The organism is Fictibacillus nanhaiensis (assembly GCF_049537595.1).
In the GTDB taxonomy this organism is placed as follows: domain Bacteria; phylum Bacillota; class Bacilli; order Bacillales; family Fictibacillaceae; genus Fictibacillus; species Fictibacillus nanhaiensis_F.
In genome coordinates, this window is the sequence record NZ_JBMULM010000001.1 from 959023 (window position 1) to 983617 (window position 24595).

Sequence of the window (24595 nt, forward strand, 5' to 3'; positions counted from 1 at the left end):
AGCAATAAGCCATTTGGCAATCAACTATTGACCCATTTTTTATACATACCCTAGCCGAATCATCATATAACGTAACAAGGGTACTGATTATTTAAGGAGTGAAAAAACAATGGCAGACGAGAAAAAACACTATATGACCTTAGAAGGTAAACAGAAGCTAGAGAACGAACTAGAGTTTTTAAAAACAGAGCGTAGAAAAGAAGTTGTTGAACGAATTAAAGTAGCGCGTAGTTTTGGAGATCTTTCTGAGAACTCTGAGTATGATGCAGCAAAGGACGAGCAGGCATTCGTAGAAGCGCGTATCGTTCAGCTAGAAAAAATGATTCGTGATTCGGTTATTATTGAAGATAATAAAGACCAATCTGATAACGTTTCCATCGGGAAAACAGTTAAGTTTAAAGAGCTTCCAGACGGTGACGAAGAAACATACATCATCGTAGGTAGTGCAGAAGCAGATCCGTTCGAAGGGAAAATTTCTAACGATTCTCCAATGGCTAAAAGTCTTTTAGGTAAAAAGCCTGGAGATAAAGTTTCTGTTCAAACGCCTGGTGGAGAAATCAGCGTTGTCATCTTAGAAGTAAAATAAACGTATTACGTATTAGAAGACTTGCATTCATCTGCAAGTCTTCTTTTTTTGTAATCGTTTAGGAACAAAAAGAGTGGGTGAGAATAGGGGGTAAGGGGGTGAGCCTTTGTTATCAAAGAAAAGAACGATGGTCGTAGCACTATTATTCCTGTTCCATATCCTTTTTCTCACGTATCGGCTAGCGGATATACAGCTGATTTCTACTACTTCTTTTTCCAAAAATAAAGTGAACCTCATTCAAGAAAGTGTGGATCAGCGTACCCATCGTTTCATGATCAACGATGGAAGAGGCTATTTTCTTGATCGAAATGGTGAACTGCTCTCAACAGATGTAAGAGCTCAAGTCATCGTTTTTCCGAATCTTTACTCCCGTAGATGGCCGATTGATTCGATAGCTAGCATACTCGATACGCCAAGAAGAAACTTAACAAAAAATATCAGTGAACTAAAGAAGCCATCTGCTCTCTCTCTTTCAAAAGAAATCAGTATCGAGCAGATGAATGAGATTAATAAACTAGAGATTCCTGGGCTCTACGCTCAGCTTGTCACAAAAAGAAACCCTACTCCATTTGCTAATCATATCCTTGGGGCTGTCGGAGAAGATCCAGATCTGATCAAAAGAAAGTATGAAGATAAACTAAAAAAGGGCACGGTTACAATCAGTACAAAAACAGGGAAGAACGGCATGCAGTATACGTTCGATCCCTTCTTAATATCGGAAGGGGAAACAGAATATATCTATCATGTAGATCGTCAAGGACATCCGTTGTTTGGACTTGATGTTAAGTTCCGTTCACAATCCAATCCCCTATATCCTCTTCACGTGAAGACGACGATAGATAAGAAGATGCAGGAAACGGTGGAAAAAACACTTGATGCTCACGGTGTAGTTGAAGGTGGAGCTGTTTTGATAGATATTGAAACGAACGAGCTGTTGGCAATGTCAAGCAGACCTTTGTTCTCGAGTGAAACGATCTATAAACATGTTGACCATATGACGTCTCAACAAATTCCTGGTTCCGTATTTAAAATTGTGACAGCAGCTGCAGCTATTGAAGAAAATAAGATACAAAACGATAAGACGTATGATTGTAACCTAAACATATATGGTGAAAAAGATGAGAGACAGTTAGGGATGTTAAATGTAGAGAACAGTTTTACACAGAGCTGCAACAGAACATTCGGAGATCTAGCTAATGAATTACAAAAAAAAGATTCGGATTTTATGAAAAAGTATGCTGAAAGATTAGGGCTCCTAACGCACAATGGCTGGCAAGGGGAAGTCTATCATCTAGAAGCGTTCTCGCATTTTTACAAAGAAGAAGCGGGTCAGGTCTACAACTCAAAAAAGAAAGAATCAAATTACAAAAGTTCATTAGCAACCTCCCAAACTGCGATCGGTCAGCTGGATGTAAAAGTTACCCCACTTGCTGTTGCTAACATGATGGCGACTATTGCTAGAGGTGGGGTCAGTTATGAAGTAAAGTCAGCGAAAAGCGTGAATTTTGCTAATGGTACCGAACTGATTGAGTTTGCAGATCATAAGAAAGAGGGTGAAAAACTTTCTCCATATACGATTATGAGACTTCAATCCCTGCTTTTAAACGTCGTAAAGAACGAAAAAGGTACCGGACACGCATTACAGTCATTGCCTTTTCAAGTTGCAGGAAAATCAGGAACGGCACAAAAAGGAAAGGATCAACGCTTTAACAATAAATGGTTTGCAGGATACTTTCCAGCCGAAAAACCACGTTTTGCACTAGTAATCGTAGATTTAAAACACGATACCGTTAATCGTACAATCCCTGTATTTCGGGACATCGCAACAGAAATTATGGAAAAAAAAGATCGATAAAGAATATAATCTCAAAAAGAGTAATAGGAAATAGTGTTCCAATACCACTTCCTCGTGGTAAAATAAAAAAAGTATTTTACTGAGGAGGATATTATGAAACGAAACCAGCGTTATGAATCAAGACTAGAAAAACGAAAACAAAATCGTTTTTTAAACATAGCAATCGGGTTAGTTGTTTTGCTGATTGTTGTTGTTGCATTCAATCTTTTCTCAGGTGATGAAAACGAAACAGCTTCAACGAACAAATCTAATTCTGAACAAAATGAAAACAACGAAAACAACGAATCTAATAACAGTTCAATTGAGATGGAGTCGGATGATTCAAAGTCAAAACCTGATAATGAGGATTCTGAGTCTCAGGATAAAGAAGAGACAGCTGAAGATCAAGACAAAGCAGATGAAGAAACAACAGAAGAAGAAAAAACAGAATCAGAAACGCCTGAAGGTGGAGGTCCTGAAGGTCCATGGCAACCAATCGGAACTTCACAAACAGAACCTCATACAAAGACGTATGATGATGGTTCACAAGATTGGAACGAGATGGTCCAAGCCCTTTCCTATGCGACGAGCATTCCACAAGACCAGATGACCATTTTTTGGTTAGGTAATGGTGGAGGTCCTGATCTTTCAAAAGGTACCGTACAATCGAAAGCCGACGGTAAGAAATATGATGTTATGCTTCAGTGGGTACCTGAAAAAGGATGGCAGCCTACAAGCGTGACACCTGTTCAATAAAACGAAGAAAAGCAACCTGTTAATTATTACAGGTTGTTTTTTTTGTTTAACGCTCTTTTCAAAAAGATTGTTGCTTTGAACTCCTTGTCACCTTTGACAATTGATTGTAGTGAAAGGTGCGTGCCTACTACCTGAAATACATCTCGCAAGGCATGCGACGAGGAAGCTTACTCCGCTAGCATTAACTTGTAGATGCAGGAGCAAGGAGCATAAAGGCGGGCAGTTTGAAAAGTGGAAGTGGCGCCTCATTACTTGGTGTGCTGCACAAAAATAAACAACTTTTTTACAGCGGTCAGCTTTCGGGTCGAGGAAAGCGAGCTGCTTCCTGGAAATTTAAAGAGAATGTGGGAACGAAATGAGAAGGCACTGTCACTGTAGGTGGCAGTGTCTTTTTGGAGTGTACAGGTTATGAGTTGAAATTTGTTTTTATATGATGAATGGCTATTTTTATGTGATAACCCAAAATTTTTATGTGATGCCTGCTCTTTTTTATGTGATGTTCCTCCATTTTTATGTGATGGTGTATTTTTAGCAGCAGCCCCGACCACCATGACTTCCATTTTCCATACAAAAAAGCCAGCTGCAGAGAGCTGGCCTTCACCTAACTTCATTCGTGAAGTCGAAATGTACCCGAAATTATAACCAATAGTAAAAGATTTTTCATTTGAAAATACTTAGGAATTATGATAATTTGGAACCTGTAAGATTTTAATTCATAGTATATTGATAGGAATTATATAAATTAAAAGGTGAGTGTGAAAAAAATGGGACGAGAATTTATTGATCTGTTTGATGAGTGGTCATCCTCATACGATGAGACGGTATCAGGAAATGATCAGGAATATAAGGAAGTTTTTCATAAATATGATGAAATTTTAGAAACAGTTGTTCAGCGTTCAGGAAGTGTTGTTTTGGAGTTCGGAGTTGGAACAGGCAATTTAAGCGAGAAACTTCTTCGCAGCGGGAAGCAAGTGATTGGTATTGAGCCATCAAAAGGGATGCGAGAAAAAGCATCCGACCGTCATCCAGATCTAACTCTTCATGATGGTGACTTTTTATCTTTTCCAAAGTTCGATCAAGAGATTGATACAATAGTAAGTACTTATGCGTTCCACCACCTAACCGACGAAGAAAAAGATCTGGCGATCGGACAGTATAGCCAGCTGCTTAAAAAGAATGGTAAAATTGTGTTTGCAGATACCGCTTATCTTCACGATGATGATAAAAAAGAGCGTCATGAAAAAGTAAGATCAGAAGGCTACCTTAATCTGTTAAAAGACCTTCAGACAGAGTACTATACAACACTTGGCGTACTAGAAGATCTATTTAAAAAACATGATTTTGAAGTCTCATTCAAAAAACTGAATGAATATGTCTGGCTGATGGAAGCGGTAAAAAAATAGACATTGGAGAATCAATCATGAAAAGAATTGGAATTATTGGTGCAATGGAAGAAGAGGTTGTTCTTTTAAGAGAACAATTAGAAGATTTAGAAGAAAAGAAGCTTGCAGGTTGTGAATTCTATAAAGGTATACTTAACGGTCAAGAAGTCGTGTTATTAAAATCGGGGATCGGAAAAGTAAACGCATCGATCGGAACGACGTTGTTGATCCAACTTTATGGACCAGACGTTATCTTGAACACAGGATCTGCAGGAGGTTTTCATTCAGACCTGAACGTTGGTGATGTAGTAATCTCAACAGATGTGCGTCATCATGATGTAGATGCAACAATCTTTGGTTATGAACACGGTCAAGTGCCACAGATGCCGCCAAACTATCTTCCTGACGAAAAACTTGTGAATGCAGCTGAGAGAGCTGGAGCGAGAGTAGAAAACATACAAGTAGCAAAAGGTTTGATCGCTTCAGGAGATTCGTTTATGAGTGATCATGCTAGGGTAGAAGATATCAGAAGCAAGTTTCCGGCTCTATATGCAGCTGAGATGGAAGCTGCAGCTATCGCTCAAACGTGTTATCAATTTAATGTTCCTTTTGTGATCATCCGCTCTTTATCAGATATTGCAGGAAAAGATGCACGTGTGTCTTATGACCAATTCTTACAAACAGCATCTAAGAACTCAGCAGAACTAGTACAAAAAATCGTAGAGGAGCTGAAATCATTATGACAAAGAAAATGAACGTTGAAAGCTTTAACCTTGACCATACGAAAGTAGTTGCACCTTATATCCGTTTAGCAGGTACAACAACAGGTGCTAACGGAGATATCATCCACAAGTATGACATCCGTTTTTGTCAGCCGAACAAAGATCATATGCCGATGGAAGGACTTCATTCTATCGAACATCTGATGGCGGAAAATATTCGTAATCACCATTCTACTGTCGTGGATATCAGTCCTATGGGTTGTCAGACTGGTTTTTATCTTTCTGTGATCAACCACGATAACTATGATGAGATTTTAGAAGTTCTTGAAAAGACGTTGAACGATGTTTTAGAAGCGACTGAAGTACCTGCATGTAATGAAGTTCAATGTGGCTGGGCGGCTAACCACAGTCTTGAAGGTGCGAAAGAGATCGCGCGCAAGATGCTTGCTAAAAAAGACGAGTGGCATATTGTTTTCGGAGAATAGAGGACGATTTCAATGAAATATTTTAAAAACGTGCATGAGATGATCGGTAATACACCTCTTATGGAGATCACTCAGTTTTCACTCCCTGAAGGTGTTCGTTTATTTGCCAAACTCGAATTTATGAACCCTGGAGGAAGTGTAAAAGATCGTCTAGGTATGGAACTGTTAGATGCAGCCCTAGCTAAAGGTGATCTTGTGCAAGGTGGAACAATCATCGAGCCTACAGCAGGAAACACGGGGATCGGTCTTGCTCTTGCTGCGATCAATAAAGGGATAGACGTAATCTTTGTTATTCCAGAAAAGTTTAGTATCGAAAAGCAAGAGCTTATGAAAGCATTAGGTGCGACCATCGTTCATACCCCTACTGCCGAAGGAATAAAAGGAGCGATCAAAAGAACGAAAGAATTGCTGAATGAGGTTCCGAATTCTTTTTCTCCTTCTCAATTTTCCAATCCTGATAACCCAAACACGTACTACAAAACATTAGGTCCAGAAATATGGGATGCGCTTGATGGTCATGTAGATGTTTTTGTAGCCGGGGCGGGAACAGGTGGTACGTTCATGGGTACAGCTCGCTATTTAAAAGAAAAGAACGAAAACGTAAAGACCGTTATTGTTGAACCTGAAGGCTCTATTCTTAATGGTGGAGAATCTGGACCACATAAGACAGAAGGTATTGGAATGGAATTTCTTCCAGAATATATGGATTCATCTTATTTCAACAGCATCCATACAGTAATGGATGTTGAAGCATTCCAAAGAGTTGCTGAACTAGCAAAAAAAGAAGGGCTTCTTGTTGGAAGTTCTTCAGGAGCAGCGTTACACGCAGCCCTCATTGAAGCTCAAAGAGCACAACCTGGCCAAAATATTGTCACGATATTTGCTGACAGCTCAGAGCGATATTTAAGCAAGAAAATTTATGAAGGAGGCATCTGATTATGAAACGTAAAACAAAATTGATCCACGGAGGCATTCCTTCTGATAAGACAACAGGAGCTGTGTCATTTCCAATCTATCAAGTAAGTACTTATAAGCAAGAAGATGTGGGAGTTCATAGCGGATTTGAATATTCTCGTACAGGAAACCCAACAAGACATGCGTTAGAAGAACTGATCAAAGATCTTGAAGGTGGCAAACGCGGATTTGCGTTTGGATCAGGCATGGCTGCTATTACAGCTGTTATGATGTTATTTGATTCTGGTGATCATGTTATTCTTACAGATGATGTATACGGAGGTACGTACCGCGTGATGACGAAGGTCTTAAACCGTCTTGGTATCGATTCGACGTTTGTGGATACGACAGACATCGAACAGATCGAAGCGGCATTAAAACCAAACACGAAAGCGGTCTATGTAGAAACACCTACGAATCCTCTATTAAAGGTTACAGACATCGAAGCTGTAGCTTCTTGGGCAAAATCGAAAAACCTTCTGTTCATGGTGGATAATACGTTTAACACACCATACTGGCAGAACCCGATCGAATTAGGCGCAGATATTGTTCTTCACTCTGCAACAAAATATATCGGCGGCCATAGTGACGTTGTAGCAGGCCTAGTCGTGGTAAACGACGAAAAGCTAGGAGAAGATCTGCATTTCGTGCAAAACTCAACAGGCGGCGTTCTAGGGCCCCAAGATTCATGGTTGCTCATTCGCGGGATCAAAACTCTTGGTTTGCGTATGGAAGCTCACGAAAACAATACGAAAAAAATCGTTGAATTTTTAAAATCTCATTCAGCGGTAGAGAAAATTTATTACCCAGGACTAGAAGATCATCCTCAGCATGAGATCGCTAAGAAGCAATCTGGCGGCTTTGGCGGTATGGTATCGTTTGATGTTGGATCACAAGCGAAGGCTGATGCACTTTTGAAAAAGGTAAAATATTTCACACTTGCAGAAAGCTTAGGAGCAGTTGAGAGTTTGATCTCCGTTCCTGCTCGTATGACACATGCATCTATACCTGCAGAACGAAGAGCAGAACTAGGAATCACAGATGGATTGGTTCGTATCTCTGTTGGAATTGAAGATGCAGACGATCTGATTGAGGATTTGAAAAACGCTTTAAGTTAAGTGAAAAAAGAGGGAGAACAAGTGCTTTAGCAGGTGCTTGTTCTTTTTTGTTATGTTAATAAAAGTAAGCCTATTCCAGATATGGAATAGTGTGAACGTGAAAAAGCCAAAACCTCTCCGAGTGCACAGGTAAGGGGTATAAGATATGCTAAGCGTGTCGAAATATGTAAACTCGCCGATATATGATTAAAACTCGCTGAATTAAAGCCAAAACTCGCCGGATTAACTCCAAAATTTCCAGTAATAATTCCTGAATTAGCGCTTTGAATACCCCACAAGGTAATAAACGACTAAAAGTATCAGAACACGACAATAAACTTTTTAAACTTGGGTTATAGAAATTAATAAAGCTAATTTATGATCACAATTTAGACAAAATTACTTCACGCTTTTGTCAAAATCTGCTTGGTAGGTTGCTATCTTACCTATGTTATTCTTTATATAGAGATTAGGAGTAGGAGGTAGACACCGTTATGAAAAACAATGCTGAATTCATTCAAAAGAAAATCGCTGACTACCAGCGCTTCGGTTTTATTTTATTGGCTGTTAGCACGTTCTTTTATTTAGGACTAGTACTTCCTGTTGAAGACAAAAACTTTGTTCAATCCATCACATTAGGTATTGCTTCTACAACATGCTTGGGATTCACTGCACTCATGTATAACGTCGTTAGAAAGTGCAAAACTCAACTACAAGAATTAAGCGAATAACCATATATTTATAAATTTCACGTACCGTTCCTTTAGTAGGGGCGGTATTTTTTATGTTCTCAAAACTTATTTTAAAAGAAAGCGTTTCCGCAAAACAACACAGGTAATGTAACTCAAAATGCTTAATTTTTCAGACTTTTATAAGTTCAAATTAGGTAGTTTATTTCGCTAGAACAATCGGGTATGGATACAGAACGGCCGAAGAAGGTCATACTAAGTTTTAACAATCTATATGGAGAAAGAAGTGGAGTTAGTGGGTATCATCTGGGCACTTATTACAGCAGTCTGCTGGGGAAGTATCGTATTAGTCAGCGAAAAACTTGGCGGAGACTTTCACAGTCAGACATTTGGAATGACACTTGGAGCATTGTTGTTTTCGATTGTTGCATTCTTTATCGTTCAACCGGACCTGAATATAACCGTTTTTGCGATCGGTATCGTGTCAGGAATCTTTTGGGTGATCGGCCAGCGAAATCAATTTGCTAGTGTAGATTATTTAGGCGTTTCTAAGATTGTTCCTCTTTCAACAGGCATGCAGTTGTTCGGAACAACATTGTTTGGTGTTATTGTTTTTCATGAATGGAAAACAATGACCGAAATCATAATCGGGATTATTGCAATATGTGCAATTATAGCAGGGGCCTTATTAACATCTAGAAGAAGTGAGCAAGGCGACCAAAAAGACAAACAAAACTTTAAAAAAGGACTAACTATCCTCCTTATTTCAACGATTGGGTATGTTACATATGTTGTGATCATCAGATGGTTTGAAGTAAACGGATGGCAAGCGATTTTACCACAAGCAGTAGGGATGTTTATAGGTGCACTCGTTTTATCATTTAAACATAAGCCTTTTAATAAGTACTCTTATCGCAATATCTTAACTGGTTTAATTTGGAGCACAGGTAATCTGACATTATTGCTGTCATTGCCACTTATCGGAATCGCGACTAGCTTCTCGCTCTCACAGACCGGTATCATCATTTCAACGCTTGGTGGAATCTTTCTTTTAGGTGAAAAAAGGAGCAAAAAAGAGATCATTTGGGTAATCTCAGGCTGTGTTCTCATCATAGCGGGTGGCGTCATGTTAGGATTTACAAAATCATAAGGAGATGAACATTATGTATCCAGATTTAAAAGGGAAAACAGTTATTATCACAGGTGCCGCTACCGGTATCGGGAAGGCTTGTGCATTAAGATTTGGACAAGAACATGCTAATGTTGTTATAAATTTTCATTCAGATAAACAAGTGAAAGAAACAGAAGAAATGATAAAGGATATTAAGAATAGCGGTGGAAATGCTATTGCAGTTCAAGGTGATGTAACAAAAGAAAGTGACGTCAAACAACTTATTAAAAGAGCAACTGAAGAATTTGGATCGCTAGACATCATGATTAACAATGCTGGTATTGAAAATGAAGTGCCTTCACATGAGCTCACATTGGACGATTGGAACAAAGTCATATCTACGAATTTAACAGGTCAATTTTTAGGTTGCAGAGAAGCGATCGATTATTTCCTTGAGCATGATATCCAAGGAGCCATAATTAACATGTCGAGTGTACATGAGATCATTCCATGGCCGCATTTTGTACATTACGCAGCAAGTAAAGGCGGAATTAAGCTGATGACACAAACACTTGCACTTGAATATGCTCCTAAACGTATCCGAATCAACGGCATTGCGCCTGGTGCGATAAATACACCAATCAATGCAGAAAAGTTTTCAGATCCAAAACAAAAAGAAGGCGTTTTAAAGTTAATTCCTATGGGCTATATCGGAGAGCCAGAGGAGATTGCAGCGACCGCAGTTTGGTTAGCTTCTAGTCAAGCAAGTTATGTTACAGGTTTAACGCTTATTGCTGATGGCGGGATGACATTATATCCAGGGTTTCAAGCTGGAAAAGGGTAAAAGAAAAAGTCCACTTCTAACAAGTGGACTTTTTCACGTTTATAATAGGATCCCCGTTAAAGTACCTACACAAAGTAGAATACCAAAAGCCATATGAAGTAGTGCTGTTAAACCAAGTGCTTTGTTTAGTTCTTTTGCATCCCACGTGGATATCGCAATCTTTAATCCTTTTAACGCGATAGGAAGAGTAATAGCAGCGATAAGGCTCCATAGCGGTAAGATATTTAAGAATATTAGAGCTAATAAACTTACATACGCACCAAGCATTAAGACATAGTATTCTAGTCGTGATGCTTTTCTTCCGATCAAACCAGCAACTGTTGTTTTACCGATCTGTTTATCTGTATCAAAGTCACGCAAGTTGTTAGCATGTAAGATAGCCATAACTAGAAGGGCGTTAGGAATAGCGGCTAAAAAGATTTCTGTGTTTAACGTTAAAGTTTGAGTGTAGAAAGATCCAACAACTGCGAGAATACCTAAAGTACTTCCAGATGCGATCTCACCTAGTCCATTGTAGGCAAGCGCATAACGAGTAGCTGTGTAAAAGTAGCCTACAAGGAGTGACGGAATACCGAAGTAAAGAACAACAGGGCCGGTAAGTGCAGTTAAAATAAGTCCCACGATAATACTTAAACTAAAGAAAATAAGACCTGTGATGTATACTTGGCGTGGAGTCATCTCTTTTCGGTCGATAACGCCTGATGGGCTCAACGACCCGGGAATGTCCGCACCTTTTACATGATCGAAATAATCGTTCACTAAATTTGTTCCACACTGAAGAAAAACAGCACCAATAAGTGTTAGAAAGAAAGTAGTCCAATGGATGCTTGTCCATTGCAATGCAAGAATTGTCCCGAAGATAACGGGAATGACAGAAGCTGTTAATGAAAAAGGCCGAGTCGAAGCAAAGATGACCTTAGGATGTATCATTTGTATTTCCCCCTTTACAATCATAATTATAGTAAAAGTTTGTGAAAGTGTACACATAATTATCTTATAAAGGTATTGCCTATTTATAGAAAACCTTACCTATTTTTGTGTACCTTCTTTTTTTACGAGCATATACTTATCTAGGATAAAAAAAGCTTTACACAACTTGGTAAATAGTGTAATCTTTTCTAAGTAAAGTAAATTTTAAAAAGGAGGTTGAACACAATGATGATGTACATGAAAACGATCTACCAACTGAATAAATCTTTACGTTCGACCGCCAATCAGCGCAGTATGTCTATTTAACCTTATTTAAAAGACACCGCAGGTCGAATGCCTGCGGTTTTTTGTGTGCTTTTTTAACACCGCAGGGATTATTCTGCGGTGTTTTTTTTTACAACTTAAAGGAGGAGAAGAAAATGATAATGATTGGAATTACACTGCTGACTTGGCTATTAACGGAGAAAGATTCAACCTGAGGGAAAAAATACGATTGAAACGAAGGAGCTAAAAAAGATATGTTTACACTACATCTGTTTTTTGTAACCATTACCTTTTCTATTAAGAGGAACAGTCGACCTGATGAGCTTTACGCTCGTGATAAGGAAGTAAAAACACTTTATGATCATGCTAAAGAAAAAGCATCTTATAATTTGTCTTCATGGCTGTAAAAAATAAAAGGAGCGCGTGCCGATTCGGCATGCGCTATCTTTTTATACAAGAAGGCAAGAAATAGGATAGGTTATCAGTTATAGCATTTCCGATACGGTATCCAAAGGCGCTTGGTTTTCCGTTAATAAGAAATGTACCTGTCATCCGGTAACCTTCTTGATTGCCTTTTTGAGATTGAAATGTCATTTTTGGAAGTGATACATGCTTTTGATAAACACTTACATAGTTGTCATAACTATGATGTTTGTCTTGATCTACCAAGTAGCCGTTACCGTCAAATATACGAACCGTATCTCCTTCTCTGCCAAAAACAGGCTTTTGCACATACTTTTCTTTATTTTTCAAAAACGTGTCAGGTTCAAGATAGGTAGGTAAGAAAAAGCGTTCGATCCATTCGTGTTCTTCACTTGAAAAGTAAGGAGAGCGTTCTTCATGTAATCCCCAAATGACAGCTAAAATGGCTTTGCTTTGTAATAAAAAGGCTGATGGTGGGTTGATGATAGCCAATTGGTTTTGAATCACAAGCTGCGTTAACTGTAACCCTATATCCTCGTTCGTCACTTTATCTACATCTTGAATAAGAAGTTCGATGGGAAAAGTCTGTCTATAGAGTACATCGATTTTTTTCCCGTTTTGATCGAATAACCCGATTCCTTTTCGTATGACCAATTCTTCCAAAGGTACAAACTGAGAAGGAAATCCTGAAAGTTCTTTGAGATAAAGGACAGTCTGCTTGTCTTCAATATTCTCTTCATGTGCTGTAAAAACGATATGCGGGGCGTGTTCCATCTCCAAGTGTCGATATGCACTCAAGATGGAGGAACGTATAGCGTTCTTTAATTGCTTCTCTTTGTTTTCGTTTGGATTGTGATATCCGTGATGCTTACAGATCAATTCGTTTACTCTAAAACATTCATAAATAAACGTGGGCGTATCGCTGTTAAACTCCATTATCTTATGTCCCTCAGGTGTTTCGATTGAATCAATCCTGCCAATGACCGTTTTAGCTAATGGCGTTTGATAGCGAAGAAACGAATTAAGAGCCTCTGGGAAACCGAGAAGCTGTAAGATATCATCTTCGATATTTTCTGACTGCAGAAGGGAAGCCGTCTTAAACAAAATATGGCCACCTCTTTCACCAAGAAGTCTCGCATCTTTTACAGCATCTTTTGAGATTTCAGCAGGTTCATATAAAGCATATTCTTGACCATACATATCGGCCCAGAACTCAGGTAGCTGATTATAAAATTTTTGTCTATTATCTATATAGGTCATGCGTGTGATTACCTCCAAAACATACATATCCAACAGTAAACTGGTATGATAAACATAACAAATTATAAAGAGGATGAAAATAATGGAACTCACTTATTTTATCGAAAGAGATAACGAATACGAAGCTTTCTTAACGTACAAGATTCCAGAAAACATGCATAACGATGAAAAATATGCTCGACAGCTCTGTGAATTTTTTGTAACAGGTGGTAAAGAGTACGAGCTACAATCAAATGAGATGAAAGGTAGCGAGGAAATTTTAATCGTAAAAGAAGTAGGAGAAGCTCGAAGATTTACGGAGGAAACGAGTTACAAAGGAAGAGGGATATTTTTAGAATTCCGCTCTTATAACTCTTCAGGAGATATGCCTGTACTTCATACGCAAGCTTTAAACAGCCATTGGGATGTTATACGATATTTATTAAAAGACGTAGTGGATATACCAGGCAAAGGACAGTATTTACGTGATTCAGCTGAAATAGATGAAGACCGTGCTGTATATGTTATGTATGTTGGAGATAAAATTTAAGCATGTGGCAGTTGCCACATGCTTTTTCTTTTCCTAATATGTAAGACACTGAGCGATAACCCAACCAACAGAAACACTTAAAAACATGACAAGAAGTCCAACTGCTTTGTTATCTGCGTCAATCGCTTTTGAGATGCTTGAACGGATCGCTAGGTGTTCTGCTACAAATAAAGCTATGATTTGAGCGATAATTCCAACCGTTCCCCAGATCAACAGATCAATAATACTCAATGAGTTTGCGATAGATGATCCAATGACAAAAGCAAGACCAAACAGCCGTCCGCCAAGTGATAAAGCAGCTGCACAATTCCCTTTACTGATTAATTGAAGTTCTTTCGTTTTTGTTGTTAATTCGAAAATGATAAAGCCGACAAAAAGTAAACCAAGCCCTGTAGCCGCATAAAGGGCAAAATTAAGAAATAAGTTCTCCATCTTCACAACTCCTCATGATTTATCCGCCAAATCCACTACTTCCTCCGAAGCCAGATCCACCGCCTTTGAAACTCGAACTACTTTTGTAGGATTTATAAGCAGAACTCTTTAACAAGCTGCTCTTTCCTTTGTAGTAACTTCCTGCATGGTAATAATGACCAAAATAACGAGAACCGGTATCATCACATTCATATACCCCATCTTCTTCATCCCATTCCCAATCCTGGCATTCCGTATCAGTAGGCTCTGGTGGAATATCTTGCGCTTGATCGTTACAACCAGAGAGCATAACTGCAACAGATGCAGAGGAAACACCTGCAATTAGTTTTTTTGTTTTATTCACATCTTCACCTCATTCCATGCTCAATTATAGTATGGATCACTCTGTATTTGAACCATTTATTTCTAGTACGATTGAAAAAATAAAAAGGTTCCGTGGTTTTTAAAAGATGTACAGACACACCCAAGCCCAGCTTCGCATAAAGATAAGGGAATAGAGAATCGTCTTGGAGGTGCTGTCATGTCATTAGTAGGTGTGTTGGCTTACTTTTTTAAGGAAGTTATGCTCTTTGTATCATATGTTAAAAATAACGCGTTTCCCCAGCCCCTGTCTGAAAATGAAGAAAAGCAGTACTTAAAAGAGATGGCCGAGGGTAACGAACATGCAAGAGCCATGTTGATCGAGCATAACTTAAGGCTTGTTGCACATATCGTGAAAAAATTTGAAAACACAGGTGAAGATACGGAGGACTTAATATCAATTGGAACGATCGGACTAATAAAAGCCATTGAGAGTTACTCGAGAGGTAAGGGCACGAAGCTTGCAACGTATGCAGCTCGATGCATAGAGAACGAAATCTTGATGCATTTAAGGGCTCTAAAGAAGACAAAGAAAGATGTTTCCCTTCATGACCCGATCGGAACGGATAAAGAGGGAAATGAGATCACATTAATCGATGTGTTGAAAGCGGAAACAGAAGATGTTGTGGATGCCATCCAATTAAAGATGCAAAAGAAGAAGATATACGATTACATTCATGTGTTGGATGATCGGGAAAAAGAAGTAATCGTCGGACGGTTCGGACTCGATCTTCAAAAAGAAAAAACGCAGCGTGAGATTGCTAAACAGTTAGGGATATCTAGAAGTTATGTCTCAAGGATTGAAAAGCGAGCGCTAATGAAACTGTTTCATGAATTTTACCGAAGCCGCCAGCAATCAGAACGATAAATACTTACGTAAGAAGACTGGTAACAATTACAGTCTTTTTATTTTTTTATTCGGACAAACTAAAGAAAAAAAGGAGTTTTTATATATGGCAAGAAGAAAGCGTCAACCCATCGTCCCCGAAGCTAGAGAAGGGCTCGATCGGTTAAAAGCAAAAGTAATGAGGGAAGCGGGTTATAACGTATCAGATCAGTCGCCAGATGATGTGAAGTATGAAGTAGCAAGAGACATGGGTGTGAACTTACAAAAAGGGTACAATGGTACGATCACGTCAAAAGATGCTGGAAAAGTAGGCGGGCAGATCGGCGGAAGAATGGTAAAAGAACTCATTTCGCAGGCAAAAGCAAATTTAGGCAAGCAAGTACGATAACTTGGTGTTTAGATATACAAAACAGGGAATAGAATAGGTAAAAAACCAGGAGGGATTCTTATGCAAGATGCTGTACTATATGGATCATTCGTCGTGATGCTAGCCTATTTTGTTTATGTTTCAATCGCTGAATAAATGTGGAGCTCTCCTTCAGCTGGAGGGCTTTTTTATTTGACTGTTTTTACAAAGTCTGTTGTTTGTTTTACTAGTTTAAAGTAAATTAGCAAGCACGTCAGAGGGAGTAAGCTAATGATCATGTAGCAAGCGGAGCCTAAAAAGCGTGGTTCATGTATGATATGTTGGGTTTTTGTTCTGAGTTCGGGATTGTAGAGTAGGAGCAAGCTGATTTGTACGTTTTGAGTACTAAAAGTAGTGTTGCTAAGTGACTTAAGCGGTGAAAATTAGGGTCTCTCAGGTGGAAAACGCATGATCATAGGCGAAAAGTCATGTGTCTCAGGTGGTCGCGAGCACTTTTCAGGCGGTCATAGCTCATTTACTGGCGAACGTGTAATAAATATAAAAACACGTACCGTAAAACTTAAATAATTAAGGGATAGAAGATAATACTCTAAAGCAAATCTCTAGAAAAGAGCGTTTTGTTAAAATGAAATATCCTTACCATAAAAAATAAATCAAAAAAATAAACTTCATAGTCGATTTTTGTTTGAATATTTTTTATAATAAGAAAAGAGTGGAAATATGTACATATGGGGGAGAAATAATGTTATTACAAGATTTAAGACAAACATGGGAACTTGATTCCGTTTTTCCTGGTGGAAGTGAATCTAAAGAATTATTAGCTGAAATAAATTGGACAGAGAACGAAGCGAAAGAGCTAGCAAAAAAAGCGGATTCTTTCACGTTTTCAAACGAAAATTTCTTATCTTTGATCAAAGAGCTACAAAGTTTTTCTGAAAGATTATCAACTGCAGGAGCTTTCATTGGCTGTTTGATCGCTCAAGATGTAAAAGATAAGAAGGCGATGGCGCTTCGCGGACGATTAGAATCGGTATATGCGGCATTCTCAAACGTTGGTTCAGTTATCGATCAAAAGTTAATGGATATTTCCGAAGATGCCTGGAAAGATTTGATGAGCCTTTCTGAGTACGAACATATCGCGTTCTCTTTGAACGAGAGAAGAACGAATGCAAAAGAGAAGCTTGGTATCTCGGAAGAGTCATTGATCAATGATTTAGCAGTAGATGGCTATCATGCTTGGTCAACGTTATACGACCTAGTGGTAGGTAGGATCTCTATCAAAGTTGAGATTGATGGAAATGAAGAAGAACTCTCTGTTGGGCAAGCGGAGAATAAGTTTTCAAGTCCTGACCGTAACGTGAGAAAAAATACGTTCGAAAAATTCGTTCAAGCTTGGGATCATGAAGGTGAGTTCTGTGCGGCGTCACTAAATCACATCGCAGGATTTAGAAACGAGATCTATAAGCACAGAGGCTGGAAAGAGACATTAAAAGAACCACTTGCGATCAATCGTATGAAGGAAGAGACACTTTCAGCGATGTGGAATGCGATTACTTCTCAAAAAGATATCTTTGTAAAATACTTAGATCGAAAAGCGAAGCTTCTAGGTCTAGAAAAATTAAGCTGGTACGATGTTGACGCACCTTTATCTTCGGCAAACAGTAAGATGAGTTATGACGAAGCCGCTCAATTTATCGTAGAGCATTTCCGTACGCTTGCACCAAAAATGGCTGATTTCTCAGAAAAGGCGTTCCTAGACGGTTGGATTGAAGCTGAAGATCGTTCAGGTAAAAGACCTGGAGGGTTCTGCACAGGTTTCCCGACTAAGAAAGAAACAAGAATCTTTATGACGTTCTCTGGAACACCAAGCAACGTTTCAACGTTAGCTCATGAGCTTGGTCACGCGTTTCATACGGATGTTTTAAAAGAGATGCCGTACTATGCAACGAATTATGCGATGAACGTAGCTGAAACGGCTTCGACTTTCGCTGAGATGATCGTTGCTGATGCAGCAGTATCGAACGCAAAAACGAAAGAAGAGAAAATTGCTCTTTTAGAAGATAAAGCTCAACGTTCCGTAGCATTCTTCATGAACATTCATGCTCGTTTTCTATTTGAAACAAGAATGTACGAAGAAAGAAGAGCGGGTCAACTATCAGTAGAACGCCTATGTGAGCTAATGGAAGAAGCTCAAAAAGAAGCATTTAACGGTGCACTCGATGAGTATCATCCTTACTTCTGGGCGTCTAAGCTTCATTTCTATATTACAGACGTTCCATTCTATAACTTCCCGTATACATTCGGTTATTTATTCTCGGCGGGAATTTATGCAAAAGCGAAAGAAGAAGGCCCTTCATTCGAAGAAAAATATATCGCACTTCTACAAGATACAGGAAAGATGGAAGTGGAAGAGCTCGCACAAAAACATCTTGGCATAGATGTTACAAAGCAAGACTTCTGGTTAAAGGGTATTGAGCTTGCTGCAGCTGATGTAGAAGAATTCTTAGCATTAACAGAAGAATAAACGAAATTACGGTGATTCCTTTATTGGAGTCACCGTTTTTTTTTAATGCTATAGAGGTTAATACCTAAACTCGGTATAAAAGAAACAGAACATACAAATACAAAAAGCTTGGCAAATTCATGCCAAGCTTCCTTTAACTTAATTTTCATCGCTTTTCAATCGTAATGGTACTTATCATAAGTACAGATAATCCAAATGTCAGGAACATATAAAGAAATCCTGGAACGAGATCAACCGTCAGATATCCTGCAGCCATCAAACAACCAGCTAAAGTGATCGGCACACCTACAAAGGAACCGGTAAACTCTGTAATGTTAAACCGAGCCAATCGAACCGCACCACAAACAATAAAGATGATGGTGAAGATCATGCCAGGAACACCAAACTGATGAAGGACAACTTGATAGATTAAAAATGCAGGTGCGATTCCAAATGAAATCAAGTCACAAAGAGAGTCTAATTGTTTTCCGAACTCGGATTCAATATTTAACTTTCGGGCTACCATTCCATCAAAACGGTCAAACAGACCTGCTAAGAAGATTAAAATGAATCCTATCTTCAAATCACCTGATACCATAAATAATAAAGCTAAAGTTCCTAGTGATAAATTGATCAATGTTAAGAAGTTAGCGGTTTGTCCCTTCACTTTCTTAAACGTTGAATCGATGCGCTCTCTTTCGAGCATGAACATACAATCACTCCTCAAACGGGTAACCGGCTAAAACGTATTAAGTGAATAAACTTAACCATGTTCGTGCTTAAAATTATATACCCATTCTAATCATTATATGACAACGAGTAAGTGATTAATAGTAGTTATTATTTAAGGAGTATTGGAGCTGTTTTTCTTTTCAAGTTCATTGAATACTGTTTTGTCAGAGAGTGGTACTCCTGTTCTATATGCTGCTCTTGAGATCATATGCCCGGCTACTGGAGCAGTCATCAGAACAAACAGGATTCCTAGTATCAATTTACCGCTGAACACATGCATTTCAGACAACACATAGATAAAGGAACCGATTAGAATTCCGGATACTCCTAATGTTGATGCTTTACTTGCTGCATGAAGTCTAGAATAAACGTCAGGAAAACGTAGTACACCGAGTGTTCCTGAGAAAATAAAAAAGGTGCCAGCGATGAGGAAGAAGCTAATCACGATCTTGATCAATGATAACACCCTTTTCTAAAAATTTTGCAACAGCGACAGTTGCAATAAACGTCAATATGCCGATCAGCAAGATAATATCGTTCAACTGAACAGTGTCTAATATTATCGCCATAATACCAGTGATCGCGATCAAGTTAATGCCGATCGTATCAAGTGCTACTACGCGATCTGGATTTGAAGGACCCCTTACCGCTCGATAGAGAAGAAGCAGAATCGAGATGGTCGTTACGAATAAACAAACATGAACAACAATGGTGAACCAATCTGTCATCGTGTTACCTCCCTTATTGCTTTTTCAAAAGATTCCTTAATGCTAACGATGGTTTCGTTAACATCTGGAAGATCGAGCGCATGGATATAAATATATCGCTGGTCTCGAGAGACATCTACAGAGAGCGTTCCAGGAGTTAAGGTTATCAAGTTAGCAAGCAAGGTGATCTCCCAATTCTTCTTAACGTCAATCGGAAGTGCGAGTATACCCGGCTGAAAATCAAGCTTGGGTTTATAAACCCATTTTAGAACTTCGATATTAGCAAGAAGAAGTTCTCTTATGAATAAAAAGACGAGATAAAGAATCGCTCTCACATGTTTAAAATAGTACGAATCTGGAATGAAACGATTCAGCAAGTAGAGAAGTGCTGCCCCAATCACAAATCCAACTATAAAACTTGCGAAAGAGTAGCTCTCAGATAAAAACATCCAAATAACGCCGATCAGCAAATTTAGAATAAGTTGAAATGTCATGGAATTACTCCTTTAATACATAATCGATATAGATTTGCGGATCGATCAGACTGTCTGCTGCTGCCTGAACATACGGATAGAACCATTCTGCTCCAACACCTAACAAGATAGAAATCGCGATCAATACAGCAGATGCTGCTAAACCTGAAGTTCTCACAGACTGTTTCGGCTCTTCTTTTAGTTCACCCCAGAAAGCCCCAATAAAGATGCGAACCACAGAAAATAAGATTAACAGACTCGATAATAATCCGACCCCAGCAGCAATATAATGTCCTTCATCCATCGCACCTCTTAAAAGGAGGTATTTCCCGATAAAGCCACTAAAAGGAGGGATTCCAGCTAATATGAGAGATGCGATAAAGAACATCCAACCCATAAGCGGTGCGGTTTTTATATAACCGCCCATCTTTTTTAGGTTAGAAGTTCCAGCATGCCAAACAAGTAGGCCGGCAAGGAAAAATAAAGCGGCTTTTATCGCCATATCATGAACAAGGTAGTAGATCGCACCTGCAAGTGATTCTGCTGAGAACGTTCCAATACCGAGAAGCATAAAGCCGATCGCTGGCATGATATTGTATGCAATGATCAATTTCACATTAGATGTTGAGAGGGCACCAATCACTCCGATGATCATCGTTAGAGTAGCTATCCATATGAAAAATGTGTGTGTGAGCTCAAGTTTATGAGAAAAAATGAGTGTAAAGACTCTTAACATAGAGTACACACCAACTTTAGTTAACAGCGCACCAAATAGGGCAGAAACGACAGGTGATGGCACGATATACGATTTAGGAAGCCAAAAGTACAATGGAAATAGAGCACCTTTTGTTGCAAAAACAATAAATAGTAGAATCCCTATTCCTGTTAAAATACCTTGCTGTTCAACTTGGGCAACACGTTCCCCTAGTTGTGCCATATTTACTGTACCTGTAACTGAGTAGAGAAAGGCTACAGTTGTAACGAATAGAATGGACGAAAACAAATTTAGTAAGATGTACTTTACAGATTCCCGAAATTGGTGCTTAGAACCACCGATAATGATCAGTCCATAAGATGCCATTAACAACACTTCAAAGAACACGAACAGGTTGAACAGATCACCTGTTAAGAATGCACCACTCACCCCTGCGATCAGTAAGAAGAACAAAGGGTAAAAATAGTGTTCTACCATATTTTCCGTAACGGAAGAAAGTGCAAAGATCGCGGCAGTTAAAGCGATCACATTTACAGCAAGTATCATGATGACGGACAGCTTGTCAGCCACAAGGATAATTCCGTATGGGGCTTTCCAACCCCCGGTTTCCAAGGTGAGGGGTCCGTTCGAAAATACATGATAACTTAAGAAGAGCGATACACCGAAACTTAACAAGACCACTAGAAATGAAATGTTAACCGTTGCCTTTTGTTTCTTATTAAAGAAAACAAGCAAAGCTCCGAAAAACAAAGGTATAAATATTGGCAAGAATACTAAATTACTCATCATCTGTTCCCCTTAGCTGATCCATCATATCTGTCTTGTTGCTTTGATAGGTTCGATAAGCTAGTACAAGTAGAAAGCTCGTAACCCCAAAACTAATAACAATAGATGTCAGTATTAGCGCTTGAGGAAGAGGATCCGTATAGTCCTTGATCCCTTCTATTAAAATAGGAGGTTTTCCACGATTTAATTTTCCCATCGTTAGGATAAACAAGTGAGCTCCATGTGACAAAAGCGCCGTACCAAGTACAATTTTTAATAACTGTTTCTGAAGTATAAGATAAACGCCGGCTGCAAATAACGTTCCGGCAAGTATAGACATAAAAATTTCCATTAGTGGTTCATGTCTCCTTTATCCCGGTATTTTATCATGGCATAAATGCCTAAAGCAGCTAGACCAAGTACTGCTATTTCGAATAAAGTATCCAAGCCACGGAAGTCAACAAGGATAACGTTGACGATATTGTCTCCACCGCCAAGCTTATAAGAGTTATCTACAAAATATTTTGAGATGCTCTCAAAATATTTAGAGCTATGAGATGAGATTGCTACTACAGTTAAGAGTGCTCCCGTTGAAGCTGCTATAACAAAATCGACAAGCTTTTCAGAAGATTTTTTGTCTGATTTCTTCAACTTTGGAAGATGCGCAAAGCACAGCAAGAAGAGAGCAACCGTTATAGTCTCAACGATAAGCTGAGTTAATGCGAGATCGGGTGCTCGGAAGAAAACAAACAATAATGAAAGACCATAACCTACAACTCCGATTACAATAATTGCAGCTATTCTTTGTGTCATCCAGATCGTTGCAATGGCAGCAACAGCCATAACAAAACCGACTAACACCTCAGGCCACGTAACAGGTGCTAAGTCATCAAACGCTATTTTAAATCCATCTGTGACATAGATAAAGATTGATGTAGACACAACCAAGAATACAAGGATGATGGATGTATACAATCGTAAGGAACCAGTCATATAAAACTTCGTGAATTTACTCGAGAAACTCAACAGGCCGTTTACCATAGACTGATATACGCGATCCGTTGAAAACTTTCCAGGTACTCTATTATAGATAGGTTGCCATCTTTTTAGCGTTAGAGCGAGAATCGTTCCAACTGCAACTACAAGAAGAGACATGTAAAGCGGTCCATTTAAACCGTGCCAAAATTTTAGATGAATTTGTGCGAAATCTCCTGTTACTGAAGCAACAGCCGGTGCAAGTAACGATTCATTGATCAAGTTTGGAAATAATCCGATCAAAACGACAAATCCAATAAGGATAATCGGAGAAATCAGCATGCCGATTGGCGCTTCGTGAGGTTTTTTCTCAAGTTGATCTAACTTGGCTTTACCTGTAAATGTGCCAAATACTAAATACATAGAATAAACGAATGTAAAGATACTTCCGATTACGGCTAGCAACGGAATCCACTCTGCAAACGTTCCAGCAAAACCGCTCGTTTGTTCTAATTTTAATGAAGAATCAAAGAACATTTCTTTACTTAAAAATCCATTGAAGATCGGAAGCGGGACGCCAGCCATGGAGAATGCTCCAAAAAATGCTAGAGTAGCTGAGATCGGCATAAATGTATAAAGTCCGCCAAGTCTTCTAATATCCCTAGTACCTGTCTCATGGTCAACAATACCCGCTATCATAAACAAGCTGCCTTTAAAGGTAGCGTGGTTAAAGATGTGGAAGATCGCTGCAAGTGTTGCAATACCAGTACCAAAGCCGAGCATTGTCATGATCATACCAAGCTGGCTGATCGTTGAATAAGCTAGTATACCTTTTAAATCAGTCTGGCGAGACGCGAGGATCGATCCTAAACAGAGTGTGATCAGACCGACTCCAGAAACGATGATGAAAAATATATCCGTCCCACTAAAGATGAGAGAGAACCTCGCTACAAGATAGATCCCTGCTTTAACCATCGTTGCAGAGTGAAGGTATGCACTAACTGGAGTTGGTGCTTCCATCGCATCAGGTAGCCAGCTGTGAAACGGAAACTGTGCTGATTTTGTAAAAGCTCCGATCAGTAACAATAGTAATATAGGTATGAACAAGTCACTCTCTATGATTTCAGAACGATTGGCAATCATTTCTCGAATGCTGTTCGTTTCGGCTGTGATGGATAGTAGTATGAGAGCACCCAGCATTGCCAGACCACCAAAAACCGTTACGAGCATAGATTTTTGTGCACCATATGTGGATCGTTCACGATAGAACCAGAATCCAATCAATAGAAAGGACGAGATACTTGTGAACTCCCAAAACGTATAGAGTACAAATACGTTGTCAGATAGTACGACACCAAGCATCGAGCCCATAAATAATAGTAAATAAACATAGAAATGAACGAGTTGTTCTTTTTTCGATAAATAAAAGATCGAATAAAGAACGACTAGTGATCCGATACCTGTTATTAAAAGTGAAAAAAGCATGCTAAGTCCGTCTAAATAAAAACTTAATTGGATATCGAGAGATGGAATCCAATTTGCGATGCTTTGTACAATTTTTCCTTCTGCCAATATAGGCAGTTTTGAAATGAACAGGATAAAAAGTACTGCTGGAACAGGCAGTACAAACCAACCAGTATGTATCCGGTCTACTTTCTTAGCGGCAAGTCCAATTAATAATGCTGCTAAAAAAGGTAAGAGTATGTAGATGTGCAACATGAGTACCGGTAAACCTCCTTAAAACCCAAAATAATCGTCATAGTCCATTACATTGTAAGCAAAACCTTTCCGTTTTAGCAAATACTTTACCAAATAGAAACTGTCTAATCAGATTGATTTTGCAACTCTTGAAT

28 protein-coding genes are annotated in these 24595 nt (G+C 38.9%); 16 read left to right on the plus strand and 12 right to left on the minus strand.

Features of this window, described 5'->3' with window-relative positions:
- Positions 1–109 precede the first annotated feature (109 nt).
- From greA to ACOZ9X_RS04700, 3 genes are all read left to right on the plus strand, one after another.
- Positions 110–586, plus strand: coding sequence for a transcription elongation factor GreA (gene greA / locus ACOZ9X_RS04690; RefSeq protein ID WP_066396425.1), 477 nt, complete (start codon positions 110–112; stop codon positions 584–586).
- 106 nt (positions 587–692) lie between these two features.
- Positions 693–2441, plus strand: coding sequence for a peptidoglycan D,D-transpeptidase FtsI family protein (locus tag ACOZ9X_RS04695; protein WP_423417206.1), 1749 nt, complete (start codon positions 693–695; stop codon positions 2439–2441).
- 93 nt (positions 2442–2534) lie between these two features.
- Positions 2535–3176 (plus strand): YrrS family protein, encoded by a 642-nt coding sequence (locus tag ACOZ9X_RS04700; RefSeq protein WP_423417207.1) that lies wholly within the window; start codon positions 2535–2537, stop codon positions 3174–3176.
- A 248-nt stretch (positions 3177–3424) separates the two neighbouring features.
- Here ACOZ9X_RS04700 and ACOZ9X_RS04705 read toward each other — a convergent pair whose 3' ends face one another.
- Entirely contained in the window at positions 3425–3787 is a 363-nt protein-coding gene (locus tag ACOZ9X_RS04705) for a hypothetical protein (protein ID WP_423417208.1), read from the minus strand.
- A 153-nt stretch (positions 3788–3940) separates the two neighbouring features.
- Between ACOZ9X_RS04705 and ACOZ9X_RS04710 the strand changes: the two genes are divergently transcribed.
- The 8 genes from ACOZ9X_RS04710 (at position 3941) to ACOZ9X_RS04745 (ending at position 10460) form a co-directional block, all read left to right on the plus strand.
- A complete protein-coding gene (locus ACOZ9X_RS04710) occupies positions 3941–4579 on the plus strand; it encodes a class I SAM-dependent methyltransferase (RefSeq protein WP_423417209.1) in 639 nt (212 codons plus the stop codon).
- A gap of 17 nt (positions 4580–4596) precedes the next feature.
- Positions 4597–5301, plus strand: coding sequence for a 5'-methylthioadenosine/S-adenosylhomocysteine nucleosidase (mtnN, locus tag ACOZ9X_RS04715; protein WP_423417210.1), 705 nt, complete (start codon positions 4597–4599; stop codon positions 5299–5301).
- Positions 5298–5765: an S-ribosylhomocysteine lyase gene (locus ACOZ9X_RS04720; RefSeq protein ID WP_066396416.1), complete on the plus strand. Its 468-nt coding sequence runs from the start codon at positions 5298–5300 to the stop codon at positions 5763–5765. The genes mtnN and ACOZ9X_RS04720 overlap by 4 nt, the downstream gene beginning before the upstream one ends.
- Before the next feature lie 12 nt (positions 5766–5777).
- Positions 5778–6701, plus strand: a complete 924-nt coding sequence (locus ACOZ9X_RS04725) for a PLP-dependent cysteine synthase family protein (RefSeq protein WP_423417211.1) — start codon at positions 5778–5780, stop codon at positions 6699–6701.
- A gap of 2 nt (positions 6702–6703) precedes the next feature.
- On the plus strand, positions 6704–7837 hold the full coding sequence (locus ACOZ9X_RS04730) for a bifunctional cystathionine gamma-lyase/homocysteine desulfhydrase (protein WP_423417212.1): 1134 nt from the start codon (positions 6704–6706) through the stop codon (positions 7835–7837).
- 473 nt (positions 7838–8310) lie between these two features.
- Entirely contained in the window at positions 8311–8547 is a 237-nt protein-coding gene (locus ACOZ9X_RS04735) for a YrhC family protein (RefSeq protein ID WP_191751792.1), read from the plus strand.
- Positions 8548–8800: 253 nt separating this feature from the next.
- Positions 8801–9655 (plus strand): GRP family sugar transporter, encoded by an 855-nt coding sequence (locus ACOZ9X_RS04740; protein ID WP_144703351.1) that lies wholly within the window; start codon positions 8801–8803, stop codon positions 9653–9655.
- 13 nt (positions 9656–9668) lie between these two features.
- Positions 9669–10460 (plus strand): glucose-1-dehydrogenase, encoded by a 792-nt coding sequence (locus ACOZ9X_RS04745; protein WP_423417213.1) that lies wholly within the window; start codon positions 9669–9671, stop codon positions 10458–10460.
- Between the two features lie 39 nt (positions 10461–10499).
- Here ACOZ9X_RS04745 and menA read toward each other — a convergent pair whose 3' ends face one another.
- Positions 10500–11390 (minus strand): 1,4-dihydroxy-2-naphthoate octaprenyltransferase, encoded by an 891-nt coding sequence (menA, locus tag ACOZ9X_RS04750; RefSeq protein ID WP_416729045.1) that lies wholly within the window; start codon positions 11388–11390, stop codon positions 10500–10502.
- 518 nt (positions 11391–11908) lie between these two features.
- Between menA and ACOZ9X_RS04755 the strand changes: the two genes are divergently transcribed.
- Positions 11909–12061, plus strand: coding sequence for a YrzI family small protein (locus tag ACOZ9X_RS04755; protein ID WP_423417214.1), 153 nt, complete (start codon positions 11909–11911; stop codon positions 12059–12061).
- A 34-nt stretch (positions 12062–12095) separates the two neighbouring features.
- Here ACOZ9X_RS04755 and ACOZ9X_RS04760 read toward each other — a convergent pair whose 3' ends face one another.
- On the minus strand, positions 12096–13337 hold the full coding sequence (locus ACOZ9X_RS04760; protein ID WP_423417215.1) for a glutathionylspermidine synthase family protein: 1242 nt from the start codon (positions 13335–13337) through the stop codon (positions 12096–12098).
- A gap of 82 nt (positions 13338–13419) precedes the next feature.
- On the opposite strand from ACOZ9X_RS04760, the gene ACOZ9X_RS04765 reads away from it, so the two are divergent.
- Entirely contained in the window at positions 13420–13866 is a 447-nt protein-coding gene (locus ACOZ9X_RS04765) for an RNA helicase (protein WP_423417216.1), read from the plus strand.
- A gap of 33 nt (positions 13867–13899) precedes the next feature.
- Here the strand turns inward: ACOZ9X_RS04765 and ACOZ9X_RS04770 are convergent, their stop codons facing one another.
- On the minus strand, positions 13900–14298 hold the full coding sequence (locus ACOZ9X_RS04770; RefSeq protein WP_198767866.1) for a DUF350 domain-containing protein: 399 nt from the start codon (positions 14296–14298) through the stop codon (positions 13900–13902).
- Between the two features lie 19 nt (positions 14299–14317).
- Positions 14318–14641, minus strand: a complete 324-nt coding sequence (locus ACOZ9X_RS04775) for a hypothetical protein (RefSeq protein ID WP_423417217.1) — start codon at positions 14639–14641, stop codon at positions 14318–14320.
- A 177-nt stretch (positions 14642–14818) separates the two neighbouring features.
- Here ACOZ9X_RS04775 and sigK point away from each other — a divergent pair, with 177 nt between their 5' ends.
- The 3 genes from sigK to ACOZ9X_RS04790 all read left to right on the plus strand — a co-directional run bounded on the left by sigK (position 14819) and on the right by ACOZ9X_RS04790 (position 18396).
- A complete protein-coding gene (gene sigK / locus ACOZ9X_RS04780; protein ID WP_066237772.1) occupies positions 14819–15526 on the plus strand; it encodes an RNA polymerase sporulation sigma factor SigK in 708 nt (235 codons plus the stop codon).
- 85 nt (positions 15527–15611) lie between these two features.
- Positions 15612–15893 carry an alpha/beta-type small acid-soluble spore protein gene (locus ACOZ9X_RS04785; RefSeq protein WP_144698918.1) on the plus strand — a complete coding sequence of 94 codons (282 nt, stop codon included), beginning with the start codon at positions 15612–15614 and terminating at the stop codon, positions 15891–15893.
- 721 nt (positions 15894–16614) lie between these two features.
- On the plus strand, positions 16615–18396 hold the full coding sequence (locus ACOZ9X_RS04790; protein WP_423417218.1) for a M3 family oligoendopeptidase: 1782 nt from the start codon (positions 16615–16617) through the stop codon (positions 18394–18396).
- 145 nt (positions 18397–18541) lie between these two features.
- Here the strand turns inward: ACOZ9X_RS04790 and pssA are convergent, their stop codons facing one another.
- The 7 genes from pssA to ACOZ9X_RS04825 all read right to left on the minus strand — a co-directional run bounded on the left by pssA (position 18542) and on the right by ACOZ9X_RS04825 (position 24461).
- A complete protein-coding gene (gene pssA / locus ACOZ9X_RS04795) occupies positions 18542–19087 on the minus strand; it encodes a CDP-diacylglycerol--serine O-phosphatidyltransferase (RefSeq protein WP_137788805.1) in 546 nt (181 codons plus the stop codon).
- A 132-nt stretch (positions 19088–19219) separates the two neighbouring features.
- The gene (gene mnhG / locus ACOZ9X_RS04800; protein WP_423417219.1) at positions 19220–19573 is read right to left on the minus strand and encodes a monovalent cation/H(+) antiporter subunit G; all 354 of its coding nucleotides are present in this window, start codon (positions 19571–19573) and stop codon (positions 19220–19222) included.
- Positions 19545–19835, minus strand: coding sequence for a Na(+)/H(+) antiporter subunit F1 (locus tag ACOZ9X_RS04805; RefSeq protein WP_423417220.1), 291 nt, complete (start codon positions 19833–19835; stop codon positions 19545–19547). The genes mnhG and ACOZ9X_RS04805 overlap by 29 nt, the downstream gene beginning before the upstream one ends.
- Positions 19832–20308, minus strand: coding sequence for a Na+/H+ antiporter subunit E (locus ACOZ9X_RS04810; protein ID WP_144698928.1), 477 nt, complete (start codon positions 20306–20308; stop codon positions 19832–19834). The genes ACOZ9X_RS04805 and ACOZ9X_RS04810 overlap by 4 nt, the downstream gene beginning before the upstream one ends.
- A 4-nt stretch (positions 20309–20312) precedes the next feature.
- Positions 20313–21788, minus strand: coding sequence for a Na+/H+ antiporter subunit D (locus ACOZ9X_RS04815; RefSeq protein WP_423417221.1), 1476 nt, complete (start codon positions 21786–21788; stop codon positions 20313–20315).
- Positions 21781–22119, minus strand: a complete 339-nt coding sequence (locus tag ACOZ9X_RS04820; protein WP_423417222.1) for a Na(+)/H(+) antiporter subunit C — start codon at positions 22117–22119, stop codon at positions 21781–21783. Before ACOZ9X_RS04820 ends, ACOZ9X_RS04815 begins: the two co-directional genes overlap by 8 nt.
- Positions 22119–24461, minus strand: a complete 2343-nt coding sequence (locus ACOZ9X_RS04825; protein ID WP_423417223.1) for a Na+/H+ antiporter subunit A — start codon at positions 24459–24461, stop codon at positions 22119–22121. Before ACOZ9X_RS04825 ends, ACOZ9X_RS04820 begins: the two co-directional genes overlap by 1 nt.
- Positions 24462–24595: the final 134 nt, after the last annotated feature.

What these genes read in the sequence shown, in the direction of transcription:
- ACOZ9X_RS04720 (WP_066396416.1), top strand. Translation starts at nt 5,298, where the DNA reads ATGACAAAGAAAATGAACGTTGAAAGCTTTAACCTTGACCATACGAAA.
- mtnN (WP_423417210.1), top strand. Translation starts at nt 4,597, where the DNA reads ATGAAAAGAATTGGAATTATTGGTGCAATGGAAGAAGAGGTTGTTCTT.
- ACOZ9X_RS04700 (WP_423417207.1), top strand. Translation starts at nt 2,535, where the DNA reads ATGAAACGAAACCAGCGTTATGAATCAAGACTAGAAAAACGAAAACAA.
- greA (WP_066396425.1), top strand. Translation starts at nt 110, where the DNA reads ATGGCAGACGAGAAAAAACACTATATGACCTTAGAAGGTAAACAGAAG.
- ACOZ9X_RS04760 (WP_423417215.1), bottom strand. Translation starts at nt 13,337, where the DNA reads ATGACCTATATAGATAATAGACAAAAATTTTATAATCAGCTACCTGAG.
- ACOZ9X_RS04770 (WP_198767866.1), bottom strand. Translation starts at nt 14,298, where the DNA reads ATGGAGAACTTATTTCTTAATTTTGCCCTTTATGCGGCTACAGGGCTT.
- ACOZ9X_RS04705 (WP_423417208.1), bottom strand. Translation starts at nt 3,787, where the DNA reads ATGAAGTTAGGTGAAGGCCAGCTCTCTGCAGCTGGCTTTTTTGTATGG.
- ACOZ9X_RS04730 (WP_423417212.1), top strand. Translation starts at nt 6,704, where the DNA reads ATGAAACGTAAAACAAAATTGATCCACGGAGGCATTCCTTCTGATAAG.
- ACOZ9X_RS04710 (WP_423417209.1), top strand. Translation starts at nt 3,941, where the DNA reads ATGGGACGAGAATTTATTGATCTGTTTGATGAGTGGTCATCCTCATAC.
- ACOZ9X_RS04745 (WP_423417213.1), top strand. Translation starts at nt 9,669, where the DNA reads ATGTATCCAGATTTAAAAGGGAAAACAGTTATTATCACAGGTGCCGCT.
- ACOZ9X_RS04815 (WP_423417221.1), bottom strand. Translation starts at nt 21,788, where the DNA reads ATGAGTAATTTAGTATTCTTGCCAATATTTATACCTTTGTTTTTCGGA.
- ACOZ9X_RS04820 (WP_423417222.1), bottom strand. Translation starts at nt 22,119, where the DNA reads ATGGAAATTTTTATGTCTATACTTGCCGGAACGTTATTTGCAGCCGGC.
- ACOZ9X_RS04735 (WP_191751792.1), top strand. Translation starts at nt 8,311, where the DNA reads ATGAAAAACAATGCTGAATTCATTCAAAAGAAAATCGCTGACTACCAG.
- ACOZ9X_RS04825 (WP_423417223.1), bottom strand. Translation starts at nt 24,461, where the DNA reads ATGTTGCACATCTACATACTCTTACCTTTTTTAGCAGCATTATTAATT.
- ACOZ9X_RS04790 (WP_423417218.1), top strand. Translation starts at nt 16,615, where the DNA reads ATGTTATTACAAGATTTAAGACAAACATGGGAACTTGATTCCGTTTTT.
- ACOZ9X_RS04765 (WP_423417216.1), top strand. Translation starts at nt 13,420, where the DNA reads ATGGAACTCACTTATTTTATCGAAAGAGATAACGAATACGAAGCTTTC.
- menA (WP_416729045.1), bottom strand. Translation starts at nt 11,390, where the DNA reads ATGATACATCCTAAGGTCATCTTTGCTTCGACTCGGCCTTTTTCATTA.
- ACOZ9X_RS04725 (WP_423417211.1), top strand. Translation starts at nt 5,778, where the DNA reads ATGAAATATTTTAAAAACGTGCATGAGATGATCGGTAATACACCTCTT.
- ACOZ9X_RS04810 (WP_144698928.1), bottom strand. Translation starts at nt 20,308, where the DNA reads ATGACATTTCAACTTATTCTAAATTTGCTGATCGGCGTTATTTGGATG.
- ACOZ9X_RS04805 (WP_423417220.1), bottom strand. Translation starts at nt 19,835, where the DNA reads ATGACAGATTGGTTCACCATTGTTGTTCATGTTTGTTTATTCGTAACG.
- ACOZ9X_RS04755 (WP_423417214.1), top strand. Translation starts at nt 11,909, where the DNA reads ATGTTTACACTACATCTGTTTTTTGTAACCATTACCTTTTCTATTAAG.
- ACOZ9X_RS04785 (WP_144698918.1), top strand. Translation starts at nt 15,612, where the DNA reads ATGGCAAGAAGAAAGCGTCAACCCATCGTCCCCGAAGCTAGAGAAGGG.
- pssA (WP_137788805.1), bottom strand. Translation starts at nt 19,087, where the DNA reads ATGTTCATGCTCGAAAGAGAGCGCATCGATTCAACGTTTAAGAAAGTG.
- sigK (WP_066237772.1), top strand. Translation starts at nt 14,819, where the DNA reads ATGTCATTAGTAGGTGTGTTGGCTTACTTTTTTAAGGAAGTTATGCTC.